Source organism: Microbispora sp. H13382, assembly GCF_014161445.1.
Lineage (GTDB): Bacteria > Actinomycetota > Actinomycetes > Streptosporangiales > Streptosporangiaceae > Microbispora.
Window position 1 is genome coordinate 48,943 of record NZ_JABBXA010000002.1, and the last position, 13,329, is coordinate 62,271.

General features: G+C 71.6%; 9 protein-coding genes and 3 pseudogenes. 7 read left to right on the plus strand and 5 right to left on the minus strand.

Annotation, left to right across the window (positions count from 1 at the left end):
• Nucleotide 1 precedes the first annotated feature (1 nt).
• Nucleotides 2-982, minus strand: coding sequence for a LacI family DNA-binding transcriptional regulator (locus HHX41_RS04000; RefSeq protein ID WP_169983713.1), 981 nt, complete (start codon nt 980-982; stop codon nt 2-4).
• 562 nt (nt 983-1,544) lie between these two features.
• Here HHX41_RS04000 and HHX41_RS42190 point away from each other — a divergent pair.
• Nucleotides 1,545-1,826: pseudogene (locus HHX41_RS42190) on the plus strand (cellulose binding domain-containing protein); the annotation flags it as partial.
• 89 nt (nt 1,827-1,915) lie between these two features.
• Here the strand turns inward: HHX41_RS42190 and HHX41_RS42195 are convergent.
• Nucleotides 1,916-2,116 (minus strand): annotated as a pseudogene (locus tag HHX41_RS42195) (hypothetical protein); the annotation flags it as partial.
• Here HHX41_RS42195 and HHX41_RS04005 point away from each other — a divergent pair.
• Nucleotides 2,091-3,593, plus strand: a pseudogene (locus tag HHX41_RS04005) (cellulase family glycosylhydrolase); the annotation flags it as partial. The pseudogenes HHX41_RS42195 and HHX41_RS04005 overlap by 26 nt on opposite strands.
• Nucleotides 3,594-3,643: 50 nt before the next feature.
• Here HHX41_RS04005 and HHX41_RS04010 read toward each other — a convergent pair.
• Complete coding sequence (locus tag HHX41_RS04010; RefSeq protein WP_310741765.1) at nt 3,644-5,785, minus strand: glycosyl hydrolase family 95 catalytic domain-containing protein; 2,142 nt, start codon at nt 5,783-5,785, stop codon at nt 3,644-3,646.
• A 56-nt stretch (nt 5,786-5,841) separates the two neighbouring features.
• Here HHX41_RS04010 and HHX41_RS04015 point away from each other — a divergent pair, with 56 nt between their 5' ends.
• Complete coding sequence (locus HHX41_RS04015; RefSeq protein ID WP_182904859.1) at nt 5,842-7,749, plus strand: beta-galactosidase; 1,908 nt, start codon at nt 5,842-5,844, stop codon at nt 7,747-7,749.
• Nucleotides 7,750-7,758: 9 nt separating this feature from the next.
• Here the strand turns inward: HHX41_RS04015 and HHX41_RS04020 are convergent, their stop codons facing one another.
• On the minus strand, nt 7,759-8,091 hold the full coding sequence (locus tag HHX41_RS04020; protein WP_182904860.1) for a hypothetical protein: 333 nt from the start codon (nt 8,089-8,091) through the stop codon (nt 7,759-7,761).
• 499 nt (nt 8,092-8,590) lie between these two features.
• On the opposite strand from HHX41_RS04020, the gene HHX41_RS04025 reads away from it, so the two are divergent.
• On the plus strand, nt 8,591-8,989 hold the full coding sequence (locus HHX41_RS04025) for an STAS domain-containing protein (protein WP_169983709.1): 399 nt from the start codon (nt 8,591-8,593) through the stop codon (nt 8,987-8,989).
• Between the two features lie 141 nt (nt 8,990-9,130).
• Nucleotides 9,131-10,579 carry an aminotransferase class I/II-fold pyridoxal phosphate-dependent enzyme gene (locus tag HHX41_RS04030; RefSeq protein ID WP_182904861.1) on the plus strand — a complete coding sequence of 483 codons (1,449 nt, stop codon included), beginning with the start codon at nt 9,131-9,133 and terminating at the stop codon, nt 10,577-10,579.
• A gap of 3 nt (nt 10,580-10,582) precedes the next feature.
• Here the strand turns inward: HHX41_RS04030 and HHX41_RS04035 are convergent, their stop codons facing one another.
• Complete coding sequence (locus HHX41_RS04035; RefSeq protein WP_182904862.1) at nt 10,583-11,764, minus strand: glutamate--cysteine ligase; 1,182 nt, start codon at nt 11,762-11,764, stop codon at nt 10,583-10,585.
• Between the two features lie 230 nt (nt 11,765-11,994).
• Here HHX41_RS04035 and HHX41_RS04040 point away from each other — a divergent pair, with 230 nt between their 5' ends.
• Both HHX41_RS04040 and HHX41_RS04045 read left to right on the plus strand, forming a co-directional pair.
• A complete protein-coding gene (locus HHX41_RS04040; RefSeq protein WP_310741766.1) occupies nt 11,995-12,369 on the plus strand; it encodes an STAS domain-containing protein in 375 nt (124 codons plus the stop codon).
• Between the two features lie 82 nt (nt 12,370-12,451).
• Nucleotides 12,452-12,892 carry an ATP-binding protein gene (locus HHX41_RS04045; RefSeq protein ID WP_182904863.1) on the plus strand — a complete coding sequence of 147 codons (441 nt, stop codon included), beginning with the start codon at nt 12,452-12,454 and terminating at the stop codon, nt 12,890-12,892.
• The last annotated feature ends 437 nt before the right edge of the window (nt 12,893-13,329 follow it).

Sequence of the window (13,329 nt, forward strand, 5' to 3'; positions counted from 1 at the left end):
GTCAGTGATCCGCCGGCCGGGCGGTGCTCTGCCGGACGGTGAGAGTGGTGGCCAGTTCTAGACCGACCTGCGGCGTCCGCTCGCCGCGCCCCAGGGCGAGCGCCAGTTCGGTGGCGGCCGCCGCCATCTCGGCGAGCGGCTGGTGGACGGTGGTCAGCGGCGGGTCGACCAGGGCGGCCACGGGCAGGTCGTCGAAGCCGACCACGCTCAGGTCCGCCGGAATCCGCAGTCCCAGCTCCCGCGCGGCCTCGTAGACGCCGAGCGCCTGCAGGTCGTTGCAGGCGAAGACCGCCGTGGGAGGGTCCGCGCGGTCCAGCAGGGCGAGCGCGGCCGTCCGGCCGTCCTGCCTGGTCAGGTCGGCACGCACCACGAGGCCCGGGTCCACCGCCAGGCCGGCGGCCTCCAGGGCGGAGCGGTAGCCGTCCAGCCTGGCCCGGCAGCACAGGACCCCGTCCGGGCCGGAGATCATCGCGATGCGGCGGTGGCCCAGCCCGATCAGGTGGCGGGTGGCGGACCGGCCGCCCGCCCAGTTCGTCGCGCCGACGAAGGGGACGCCGTCCGGCAGCTCGGTCGTGGGGTCGAAGACCACGAAGGGGATGTCGTTGGCGCGCAGCCGGTCGCGCTGCTCCTCCGACAACTGGGCCACGGTCACGACGCAGGCGGGGCGGCGGGCCAGCGTGTCGTCGATCGGGTGGTCCCCCGTGTCAGGCCGCGGCCCGAACTCTGTCAGCACGACCCCTACGCGGTGCTCGCGAGCCACCCGCTCGACCCCGCGGATGATCTCGATCCCCCACAGGTCCTCCAACTCGCCGAAGACGAGTTCCAGCAGGTTCCTGCGGTTGGTCTTGCGGTACCCGTACTCGTGGATGAGCGCCTCGACGCGGGCGCGGGTGTCCGGCGACACGCCGGAACGGCCGTTGACGACCTTGGACACCGTGGGGATCGACACCCCGGCGGTCTCGGCGATGTAGGAGATGGTCACGGGCCGCGCGGGATCGCCTTTCGGACGCTCCCGGTCGGCAACGGGCCCGTCCGGCCCGGCATACGACAACTCGGCCCCCCTCCTCGCCGACCCGGCGCCGCGTCCTGCCGTGCCGTTCCCGCCCCGTCGAACGTCGCGGGCCCGCTCACGGCGAAAGGATAACCCGTCGGGCCGTGCCGGACGCCCGCGTGTGCGCGCGGCCGTGACAGGTGAAAGTTTCAGCCCATTATCCAGTGATTACTCGCGAAATTATCGTCGCCATCGGGCACGTACGCCGCCCGCCGGTTCGGCACCAGCGAGGGAACAGTGGCCGTCGATAAACCCTCCTGTTATGTTTCCGGCGAATTGCCGGAAACTTTTCCGGCAAAGGAGCCGACTTGTTTCGCAGTCGAGATCGGCCGGCGCAGTCGACGGCTGACGCCCACAAGGGAGAGCAACGGTGAATCTGCACAGGTTACGAAGAGCCCGGCTGCGGGCCGGCGCGGTCGCCGGCGCCGTGGTCGCGCTGCTGGTGGCAGGGCTTCTGACGGCCGTGGGCGCCCAGGCGGCGGCCGGCTGCCGCGTGGCGTACACGGTCTCGGCCCAATGGCCGGGCGGCTTCACCGCCGACGTGAACGTGACCAACCTCGGCGACCCGGTCAACGGCTGGCGCCTGGCCTGGACGTTCCCGTCCGGGCAGCGGGTGACCCAGGCGTGGAGCAGCACGATCACCTCGTCGGGCGCGCAGGTCACCGCCGTGAACGAAAGCTGGAACGCGGCCATCGCGACCAACGCGACGGTCTCCTTCGGCTTCAACGGGTCGTGGTCGAGCGCCAACACCGCGCCGGACACCTTCACCCTCAACGGCGTCACGTGCACCGGGAACGTCGGCTCGCCGTCGCCGTCGCCTTCGGCAAGCCCATCGCGATCCCCCAGCCCGTCGCCGTCGGCCAGTCCGTCGCGGTCCCCCTCGCCGTCGCCGTCGCCTTCGCCGTCACCGTCCCCCAGCCCATCCCCCTCGCCGTCGGCGTCTCCGCAGCCGGGCGACGCGATGGCCAGGGTGGCCGCCATGCAGCCCGGCTGGAACCTGGGCAACACCTTCGACGCGATTCCCGACGAGACGTCATGGGGCAACCCGCCGACGACCCAGGCCATGCTGCACTACGTGCGGTCCCAGGGATACAACAGCATCCGGATCCCGGTGACCTGGAGCAACCACCACGGCCCGGCGCCGGACTACACCCTCGACGCCGCCTGGCTGAGCCGCGTCCGCCAGGTGGTCGACTGGTCCCTGGCCGAGGGCTTCTCCGTGATGATCAACCTGCATCACGACTCCTGGCAGTGGATCAACGGATACCCCGGTGACCGCACGACCGTGATGAACCGGTACAACGCGCTGTGGCGGCAACTCGCCGGCACGTTCCGCGACTACTCGCAGAAGCTGGTGTTCGAGAGCATCAACGAGCCGCAGTTCACCGGCACCTCGGGAGACAGCGAGAGCGACCAGGTGCTGAACGAGCTCAACACCGCGTTCGTCCGCCTCGTGCGCGCGTCCGGCGGCGGCAACGCCACCCGGCTGCTCGTGCTGCCCACCCTGTACACCAGCTCCGAGCAGGCCCGGCTGGACGCGTTGACGGGCACCTTCAACCAACTGCACGACCCCAACCTCGCCGCGACGGTGCACTTCTACGGGTGGTGGCCGTTCAGCGCCAACATCGCCGGCGGCACTCGCTATGACAGCAACGTCGAAAGCGACCTGGTCAGCGGCTTCGACCGGGTGTACAACACGTTCGTGTCCCGCGGGATCCCCGTGATCGTCGGAGAGTGGGCGCTGCTCGCCTACGACTACACCCGGCCCGGCATCATCGAACGCGGCGAGTTCCTCAAGTTCATCGAGGCCGTCGGCTACAACGCCCGCATCCGCAAGCTCACCACCATGCTCTGGGACGCGGGCTCGTTCCTGGAGCGCAACGCGCTGCGATGGCGGGACCAGGGCATCTACGAGATGATGAAGGCCAGCTGGACCATGCGATCCGGCACGGCCTCCTCCGACCAGGTGTATCTCCCGCGCAGCGGCACGATCACCGCCAGGACGCTCACGCTCAACCTCAACGGCACCTCGTTCCAGGGCCTGCGACAGGGCGGCACCAACCTCGCCAACGGCGCGGACTACACCGTGTCCGGCAACACGCTGACCCTCACCGCGGCGGCCCTCACCCGGCTGGCCGGGAACCGGGCCTACGGCGTGAACGCCACCATCGAGGCCCGCTTCTCCCAGGGCGCGCCCTGGCAGATCAGCGTCATCACCTCCGACCCGCCGACCCAGGCAGCCGCCACCGGCACGACCTCCTCGTTCTCCATCCCCACCCAGTTCCGCGGCGACCAGCTCGCCACGATGGAGGCCAAGTACGCCGACGGCAGCCCCGCGGGACCGGCCAACTGGACCTCGTACAAGGAGTTCTGGGCGAGCTTCCAGCCCGACTACACCGCGAACACCATCATCCTGAAACCCGAGTTCTTCGCCGAGGTCAACGACGGCCGCGTCACCCTCACCTTCCACTTCTGGAGCGGAACGAAGATCACCTACTACATCACCAAGTCCGGCGCCACGGTGACCGGAAGCACCACCTGACGAACCACGTACGGGTGCCGCGGCCACACCGGCCGCGGCACCCGTCGCCGTCAGCGGCGGGTCCGAGGGGTGGTGACGGTGAGGCGGCGGGAGGCGGCGCCGGCCAGGACGGCTTCGACGCCCTCGGGGGACCAGGTGAGGCGCTCGACGACGACTCCGTGCCGGGCGCGCAGGCCGCGCACCTCGCCGGACGGCCAGGGGCAGGCCGGGAGCAGGTCGAGGCGGTCGCCCTCCGACCGGACGAGCATCGCGGCGACCAGCGCGGGGACCCCGCCGCACACGTCCACGTTGAAGATGGCGTCGCGGTTGTGGGTGGAAACCATGTTGGCCCGCCAGTAACGGGTGACCAACAGGTCGAGGGCCTGCGACGCCTCCGCCGCCATGCCGAGGTTCGCGGCGGCCAGGCCCAGCTGGACCAGCCCGAAGGCCATCTCGTCCGACTCCGCTCCGCGCCACCACTCCAGCCGCCGGCGTACGGCCTCGGCGCCCGCGGCGCGCAGGGCCGGGTCGGCGGCCTCGCCGGTGTCGTACCAGAACGGGTAGAGGTGCGAGGCGTGCCGGTGGGCGTGGTCGTCCTCCAGCGTGAGACCGGGTGGCGGCGCCCACTCCGACAGCTCGCCCGTGGGCGCGATCCGGTACGCCGACAGCCGGTCGCGCAGGGCCTGCCACCGGCGCGCGTCGAGCGACGACTCCCCATGTGCCCGGACGAGGTTGCGCAGCAGGTCGCGTACGGCGGCGATGTCCATCGTGGCGTTGACGCACGCCTGGGCGTCGCCGCCGGAAGGGGCGTTCTCCGGCGAGTACGAGGGCGCGAAGTTCCCGTGCTCGTCCAGGAAGTCCTCGTAGAACTCGGCCGCCTCGGTCATGAACGGCAGCGCCCGCTCCCGGAGGAAGCCGAGGTCGCCCGTGTGATCGTAGTAGTCGTAGTAGAGCCGCGACAGCCAGGCCGCCCCCGCCGTCCAGAAGGTCAGGCACCACGTGGGGTGGAAGTGGTTGTGCCTGCCGTGGGTCGAGACGTGGGCCGGCACGAGGATCCCCCGGCAGCCGTACAGCCTGCGGGCGTTGTCCCGGAAGTCGGGCAGGAGGCGTTCGAGCAGGTCGAAGACCGGGAGCAGGAGCTCGGGCGTGCCGGTGACGAGCAGCCCGGCGACCGCCGCCTGCAGGTTGCCGTCGAGGGTGTAGCCGGACTGCCACGGCGGCCGGAACGTCCCGCTCCACACGCCCTGCAGGGTCGGCGGCAGCTCCCCCACGCTGGAGACGATCGCGTACCTCGCCGCCGCGAAGACGGCCTCGACCAGCTCGGGCCCGCCGCGCGCGAGCAGGTCCTCGCTCCTGGGGCGCGCGTCGCGTCCGCCGAGGCGGAGCCGTACGCGGCCGGACAGGTCGCCGTGGATCGCGGCGTGGTCCCGCAGGAGCCGGGCGGCGTCGGGGACGATCCGGTCCAGCGGACACGGCTCGGCCGGGGCGGGGTGGACGACGGTCCGGGCGAGGATCGTGACCTCCCGCGCGCCGCGCACCTCCAGCACGCCGCCACCCGCGCGCAGCCGGCCGTCCTCGGTGTGGACCCGGCACTCCACGGTGTATCCCGTGACACCTCCCTGCCGGGAGAACTCGGCGCGCAACTCCAGCCGGTCGGGGGCGACCTGTGTCGCGTACGCGACCGGCGCCGGGGGCTCCCCGCCGACCGGCGCGAGCGCGAGGGTCCCCGAGACGTCGCCCAGGAGGCGGATCACCACGACGTCGCGGGCGCGGGAGACGAACACCTCCTGCCTGAGGACCCCGGGCCATTCCTGGGTCACCAGCCCGGTCGTGAAGTCGCAGCTCCGCTCGTAGCCCTCCGGCGCCGTCCCGTGCGTGTAGGTCAGGGTCCCCGCGCCGATCAGCGGGTCGACCCAGCGCAGGTCCGCGTAGCCGGGATCCTGCTCGACGGCCACCTCCATCACCCGCTCGGCCGCCCGCCGGAACTCCCCCTCGTGGAGCAGCGCGCGCAGCTCCGGCAGGATCCTGGCGGTCTCCGGCGGGTCGATCGGCGGCAGCGTGGGCAGGAACAGCCGCTCGTGCGACAGCGTGACCCGCATCTCGGGGCCCGTCCCGTAGACCAGGGCGCCCTGCCGGCCGTTCCCGCTGATCAGCGCGTGCTCCCAGTCGCCCGTACGGGTGCGCGAGACGAAGCCGTTGACTCCTTGATCCACCCGAATTAGTTTGACATCCGGCCTAAAGAAGGGCCAGCCTGAAGAAGGGCACGTGCATGCCGCTCTGGTACGGCGGGGACTACAACCCGGAGCAGTGGCCCGAAGAGGTCTGGGCCGAGGACGTGACGCTCATGCGCCGGGCCGGGGTCACCCTCGTGACCATGGGCGTCTTCTCCTGGGCGCGACTTGAGCCGTCCGAGGGCCGCCACACCTTCGACTGGCTCGACCGGGTGCTCGGCCTGCTCGCCGACGGCGGGATCCGGGTGGACCTCGCCGTCCCGACCGCCTCTCCCCCGCCGTGGTTCTCCCTGGCGCACCCCGACGCCCTGACCGTCACCCGGGACGGCGTACGGCTCACGCACGGCAGCCGCGACACCTACTGCGTGAGCGCCCCGGCCTACCGGGAGGCGTCGCTGCGGATCACCCGCGCCCTCGCCGAGCGCTACCGCGACCACCCCGCGCTGGCGATGTGGCACGTGCACAACGAGTACGGCACGCCCTGCCACTGCGACCACGCCGCGACGGCGTTCCGGGCCTGGCTGCGGAAGCGGTACGGCGGCCTCGACGCGCTCAACGACGCGTGGACGACGGCGTTCTGGGGCCAGCACTACTCGGACTGGGCGCAGATCACCCCGCCCAGGGCGACGCAGTATCTCCAGAACCCCGCGCAGGCGCTCGACTTCCGCCGGTTCGTCTCCGACGAGATGCTCGCCCACTTCCGCGAGCAGCGCGACCTGCTGCGCGGCCTGACCCCCGGCGTGCCCGTCACCACCAACTACGTGCTGGCCGGCTGGGCCTCGGTCGACCACTGGAAGTGGTCGACCGAGGTCGACCTCGTCGCCGTCGACCACTATCCCGCGGGGCAGGGCATGGCGGCGGCCGAGCAGAGCGCGTTCGCCGCCGATCTGGCCAGGTCGTGGGCGCGCGGGCGGCCCTGGCTGCTCATGGAGCAGGCCACGGGGTATGTGACGGGCCCCCGCCTGGCGGCCAAGGAGCCCGGGGAGATCGCCAGGCACAGCCTGCAACACGTCGCCCGCGGCGCGGAGGGCGTGCTGTTCTTCCAGTGGCGCGCCTCCCGCGGCGGCGCCGAGCAGTGGCACCCCGGCATGGTCCCGCACGCGGGCCCGGACTCACGCGTCTTCCGTGAGGTCTGCGCCCTGGGCGAGGCGCTGAAGCGGATCCCCGCGCCACCCGGCGGGCCCCCCGTCGAGGCGGAGGCCGCGATCCTGTGGGACGAGGAGGCGTGGTGGGCCGTCCAGCGGCCCGGCCTGCCGTCCACCGAGATCGACTACCTCGCGGCCGTCGAGCAGGCCCACCGGGTGCTGTGGCGGCAGGGCGTGACCGCCTGCTTCGCCCATCCGTCGCACGACCTGTCGGCGCACCGGGCCGTCCTCGTGCCGAGCCTCTACCTCATCTCCGACGAGGCCGCCGGCAACCTCGCGGCGCACGTCGAGGGCGGCGGCACGCTCGTCGTGTCGTACTTCAGCGGGATCGCCGACGAGCACACCCGGGTGCGGACGGGCGGCTACCCGGGGGCGTTGCGCGAGGTCCTCGGCATCCGCGTGGAGGAGTTCCGCCCGCTCGCCGGCCCGGTGGAGCTGCCGGAACTCGGCCGCGCGACCGCCTGGAGCGAGGTCGTCCACCTGGCCGGGGCCGAGGCGGTCGCCCGCTACCCCGGCGGCGGGCCCGCGGTCACCCGTCACCGCTTCGGCGAGGGCACCGCCTGGTACGTCTCGACGCGGCTCGACGACCCCGGGTACGCCCGGCTGCTGGCCGCCGCCGGCCTGGCCGGGAACGGCGTCCCCGGCGTCGAGATCGTGCGGCGGCGCGACCAGGTCGTCGCCCTCAACCACACGGCGGACGAGCAGCCCGTGCCGGTCCACGGCACCGACCTGATCACCGGCAGGCCCGTCACCGGCGCCCTGCGCCCCGGACAGTGCGTCGTGGTGCGGAGCGCGCGGTAGGACGAACCGTCAGTGGGTCACCGGAATCCGGGGCTCCGGGGCCTCGGCGGCCGGCCGGCGGTGCCGGGCGGCCTCCGCCGTCTCCTGCCGCGTCCCCTCCGGCCGCCCGGGCCGCGGCTCGTCCCGCGCCTGTTCCCGGGCGGGGCGGCCCTCGGCCTGCCCGATCTCCTTCTCCAGGTCGTCCGCCGTCGGCGCCTCCAGCATGCGCGGCACCAGCACCGTCGTCACCCGGGGGACGGCCCAGTAGCTTCCGGTGCGCTCGCCGTACCAGACCATCCAGCCGGGCGTCCTCGCCGCCAGCGCCCGCGCGGCGTTCCTGCCCTCGGCGATCTCGTCTGCCATGCCGATCCTCCCGTTCGCCGTACTTCCGGGAACGCGCCCTCTACCCGCGTACGGACGCCCCAAGCACCGGCGGTCCAAGGGGTGGACGGAGGGATCGGCACGGCCGGTAATGGGTTCGCCAAGAGGGACCAGGAAAGGTGAGCATTATCGGAGAAATTCTGGATAGGTGTCATTTGACTGGCCGACTGGTATGTTTGAAGCAGTCCAGTCTCCACCCCCGAGAGACCGGGCGGCCCGCACCGGCATCGCGCCCGGATGCCCGCCTCCGGCGATCACCCACAGGCCGGAAACCCCTGAAGGACAGTGGTTTCCCGCGACCCCGGGACGATCGGGACACCTCGCCAGAGATCATCACGTAGCCCTACATCTTTACCTATTTGCCACATTCTGGCGTACAGGTGGGATTGCCGGACGGACTCGCATACCGCCGACCGTCGCGCATTACCGGGACCTGACACTCCGCCGGGTAGCGTCGTTCACGACAGTACGCCCGAAAAATATGGATGAAGGCGCGTATATGACAACGCAGCAGCTCGAGATTACTGTGAGCGATCACCAGCCGGCCGTCGTGGTCGCGCTGCGCGGTGAACTCGACATCGCCAGCGGAGACACGTTCCGGAGGGCGATCGGGAATCTTGTCCGCCAGGGTCGCGTGAAGATCGTGGTGGATGCGTCCGGTCTGCGGTTCTGCGACTCCAGTGGCCTGGAGGCGCTGCTGGACGCCCGGGACGACATCCAGAAGGCCGCCGGTTCGATGCGGCTCACCGGAGTTCACGGCATCTTGAAGATCGTCCTTGAGGCGACCCGGCTGCGCGACACGTTCATCATCGACGGCACGCCCGTCGAGGCGGTCGCCGCCATGGTGGTGAGCGCCTCGCGCGACGTGTCCATGGTCTGACCGTTTGATTGACCACCGGCCCCCGCCCTCGCACCGAGGGCGGGGGCCTCTGACCGCCCGCCGCGGTCGTTTGTGCCGGTCAGGTCCGGGTACGCGCGGACGAGGGGAACGGCCCCGTCGTTCAGGGGGAGGAACACGGACATGGATCAGTCCCGCGCACCCGTGCTGGAGGCGCTCACCGCCTATCGCCGGCGGGGAGACCTCAGCTTCACTCCTCCCGGCCACAAGCAGGGGCGGGGGGTGGACCCACGGGTTCTGGAGATCCTGGGCGAGGATCTCTTCCGGGACGACGTCATGGTCATGAACGGCCTGGACGACCGGCTGCAGAGCAACGGCGTGCTCCAGAACGCGCAGCAGCTCATGGCGGAGGCCGTCGGCGCCGAGAAGGCGTTCTTCTCCACCTGCGGCAGCTCCCTGTCCGTCAAGAGCGCCATGCTCTCCGTGGCCGGTCCCGGGGAGAAACTGCTGGTCGCTCGCAACTCCCACAAGTCGGTCATCTCGGCGCTGATCCTGAGCGGCGTCGAGCCCGTCTGGGTCCACGGGGACTGGGACGGCGATCTCCACATGTCGTATCCGCCCACACCGCGGGCGATGGAGGAGGCGTTCAAGGCCGCCCCCGACGCCAAGGGCGCCATCGTCGCCAGCCCGGTGGACTACGGCACCTGCGCCGACCTCGCGAGCATCAGCGAAGTGTGCCGCAGGTACGACCGGACCTTCATCGTGGACGAGGCGTGGGGCGCCCACCTGCCGTTCCACGAGGACCTGCCCACGTGGGGCATGAACGCCGGGGCGGACGTGTGCGTGACGAGCGTTCACAAGATGGGCAACGGGCTGGAGCAGAGCTCGGTGTTCCACCTCCAGGGCGACCGGGTGGACCCGGCCGTGCTCAAGGCGCGTGAGGACCTGCTCGGCACGACCAGCCCCTCGACGCTGATCTACGCGGCGCTCGACGGCTGGCGTAGGCAGATGGTGGAGCGCGGCAAGGACCTGCTCGACCGTGCGCTGGAGCTCGCGGAGTCGGTCCGGGGGGAGATCGACAAGATGCACGGCCTGTGGGTGCTGAGCAAGGAGAACACCGCGGCCTTCGACGTCGATCCGCTCAAGATCGTGATTGACGTGTCGCAGCTCGGCGTCGACGGCTACCACGCCTGCGACTGGCTGCGCGAGCGCTGCCACGTCAACTTCTCGCTGAGCGACCACCGCCGGGTCAGCGCCGAGATCACCGTCGCCGACAGCGAGGAGACGGTCGGCGTGCTGCTCGACGCGCTGCGCGCCCTGTCGTCGGCCTCCGACCTGCCGCCGGCGGCCAGGATCGACGTGCCCGAGCCGGGCGAGCTGGAGCTGGACGTCGCCATGCTGCCCAGGGACGCGTTCTTCGGGCAGGTCGAGATCGTGCCCACCGGTCAGGCGGTGGGCCGGATCGTGGCCGAGATGGTCACGCCGTACCCGCCCGGCGCGCCGGCCCTGTGCCCGGGCGAGCGCATCACGAAGCCGGTGCTGAGCTACCTGACCAGCGGGCTCGAAGGCGGCATGGGCATCCCGGACGTGAGCGACCCCAGCCTGAAGACGCTGCGCGTCGTCGCGGAGTGAGGATCAGGCCCAGCAGGAGGCGGCCGTCTGCGTCATGAGCAGCTCGGTCACCTCACGCAGGCGGCCGTGCCGGGCGTACGCCGCCCGCTGACGCGCCGCCCCCGACCCGCTGTGCCGTATGCGGTCGAGCTGGAGGGTCAGCGGCGTCCAGTCGCCGTTCTCCTCCAGCACCGGCCGCACGTGCTCGAGCAGGCGGTCCACCAGGCGCCAGGCCGGCACGCGAGCTCCGGTGAGCAGGTCGAAGGCTTCACCGTCCACGCCGTCACGGGCGGCCCGCCAGTAGGCCGCCCGTAGCAGGGTGTCCTCGACGTCGGGGGCGGGCACGCCGGCCCGCGCGTCACGCAGCGCCGTCTCGGCCAGCCCCCGCACGAGCCCGGCCAGCATCACGGCCTCGCCGGCGGTCGGGCACACGTCGGCAGCGCGGATCTCCAGCGTCGGCACGTGATCGGACAGGCGGACGAGCCAGTAGATCATTTTCCGGTCCATGATCACGCCTCCGGCAAGCATGCCGTCGACGAGGCTCTCGTAGTGCCGGAGCGACCGGAAGAACGGCGGCGGCTCCGCGCTCGGCCATCGGCCCATCATCAGCGCCCGCCAGCTCGCGTAGCCGGTGTCGCGGCCGTCCGCGATCGGCGAGTTGGCCGCGAGCGACTGCACGGCCGGGAGCCAGGGCCGCAAGTGGTTGCTGACCCGCAACGCCTCCTCGCGGTCCCCGATGCCCACGTGGACGTGGCAGCCGCACACCCCCTGGCCCTCCATGACGGCCCCGAACTCGCGGTGCATGGCGTGGTAGCGGGGGCACGGCGACAGGGGCGGCACCCCCGCGTTGCCGTCCAGTGCCGTGCCGCACGCGAGGAGCCCGAGCCCCGCGCTCGCGGCGGCCCCGGCGGCGGCGCGCCGCATCTCGAGCAGGTCGCCGTGCAGGTCCTCCAGGCTGACGTGCACCGCGCTGTTGCTCTCCAGTTGGAACTGTGTCAGTTCGAACACCAGCCGGTCCGCCCCCGGCCCGGCCGCCCGCTCGCGGATCTCCCGCGCCGCCGGGACGACCCGTCCGGTTCGCGGGTCGACGAGCAGGAACTCCTCCTCCACCCCGAGCGTGAGCGTCGCCGAACTCGCGGTTGCCTGCGCGACGAGGGAGGGTCCGTGCACGGTGTCGAACTGGACCTCCCTTGTCACGTCCGGCATGAGCGATCTTCTTTGGAGGAGGGTCCAGTCGGTCAATCCCCCACTCCCCCGGACCATGAGGCGAAAAACCACAAATGGCGTTTCTTGACCCTCCACTCTTGACCCTCCACACGGGGCGAAGGACTCTCCGCGAGCCGTACGCCCCGGTCCCGCGGCGTCGCTGCCCTAGACTGACATCGTCTCCCCCCGCCCCGCCGTCCCCCGTTCGCAGCGTCCGCCGAGGTGTGCTCGTGACCGCCGCCGTCGTAATGACCCCCGTGTCCGCCCCTGTCGCCGACCACGTGCTGGTCGTCGCGCTCGACGGCGCCTTGGACTACACGAACGCCGAGCGGCTGCGCCAGGACGTCGAGGCGGCCCTCGGCGGGGAGCGGCACGAGCTCGTCCTCGACCTGAGCCTGCTGAGCTTCTGCGACTCCACGGGCATCCGCATCCTGCTGGCGGTGCGGAAGCTGCTGCAGGAGCGGAACGGCGCGGTGACGCTGGCGGGCCTGAATCCGCGGCTCACGAGGATCTTCACGACCACCGGGCTGATCAACGGCTTCGCCGTCGCGCCGGGCCTCGCGGAGGCCGTCGACATGGTCGTCGCGCGGTCGACCCCCAGGTGAAGGCATCGGACGAGTAACGAGACGGTAGCCTCGGAGATACCGGGCGGCAGACCCAGCCGGAAGGCAGCGGCGAGGAGGACAGGTGGTGGATCACCGCCGGCAGTGGCCGATTACGGATGATCTCGCGGCACTGCGCGAGAACATCCAGCGGTACGCCGTGCAGGCGGGCCTCACCGGCCCCCGGCTGGACGACCTCGTCATCGCCGCCAACGAGGCCGCCATCAACGTGCTGGAGCACGGTGGGGGAGCCGGCACGCTGGCGATCTCGTGCGACGGCGGCGTGGTCGCCGTCGACGTCGCCGACCACGTCGGCGCCCTGCCGCCGGGCGCGGTGCCGGGAGAGCGGCCCGGCGGCCGCGCCGACCGCGGCTTCGGCCTGTGGCTCATGGGCGAGCTGTGCGACTCGGTGACCATCGACCAGATCCCCGGTCAGTCGACCGTCCGGCTGTTCATGCGGGTGGACGGCGGAGATCCGCCCGCCGGTGGGGGCGCCGCCTCCCTGCGCGGCGCTCACTGGGCCTGAGCGGGCGGCGGCCCGTCGCGGACCCAGGAAAGCACCCTGGCCGGCCCTGGTCGAGCCTTGGTTGAGCCCCGGTTGGCCCAGGGCATCGTCCCGATCCCGTAAACCCGGCCTTCAGGGCTCTCCGGCCGCCTTAACCTGGGTCCGCGACCACCTCCTCACGGCTGCTGGACGGCTACCTGAGGAATGCCCATGACGCGGCGGCAACCGCGATCAGGGCGCAGAGGCGGATGGTCCGGGGTGTGCTGTCCACCACGTCCCGGACCGCTCTGGCCACCTCTCCGATCCACGAGCCGAACTCCGGGTCGTGAATCCGCCCTTCGATACGGCGTCCCGCGCTCCCGCGGGGCCTGATAGCAGTCATCGGGGCCCCCTCCCCATATGCGCTGTCCGAAAGCGATGTCTCGGACGTTCGATCGGCCCGATCAGGAATCCGTTCC

Coding starts and splice junctions, on each gene's coding strand:
- HHX41_RS04015 (WP_182904859.1), top strand. CDS start 5,842: ATGCCGCTCTGGTACGGCGGGGACTACAACCCGGAGCAGTGGCCCGAA.
- HHX41_RS04035 (WP_182904862.1), bottom strand. CDS start 11,764: ATGCCGGACGTGACAAGGGAGGTCCAGTTCGACACCGTGCACGGACCC.
- HHX41_RS04025 (WP_169983709.1), top strand. CDS start 8,591: ATGGATGAAGGCGCGTATATGACAACGCAGCAGCTCGAGATTACTGTG.
- HHX41_RS04020 (WP_182904860.1), bottom strand. CDS start 8,091: ATGGCAGACGAGATCGCCGAGGGCAGGAACGCCGCGCGGGCGCTGGCG.
- HHX41_RS04030 (WP_182904861.1), top strand. CDS start 9,131: ATGGATCAGTCCCGCGCACCCGTGCTGGAGGCGCTCACCGCCTATCGC.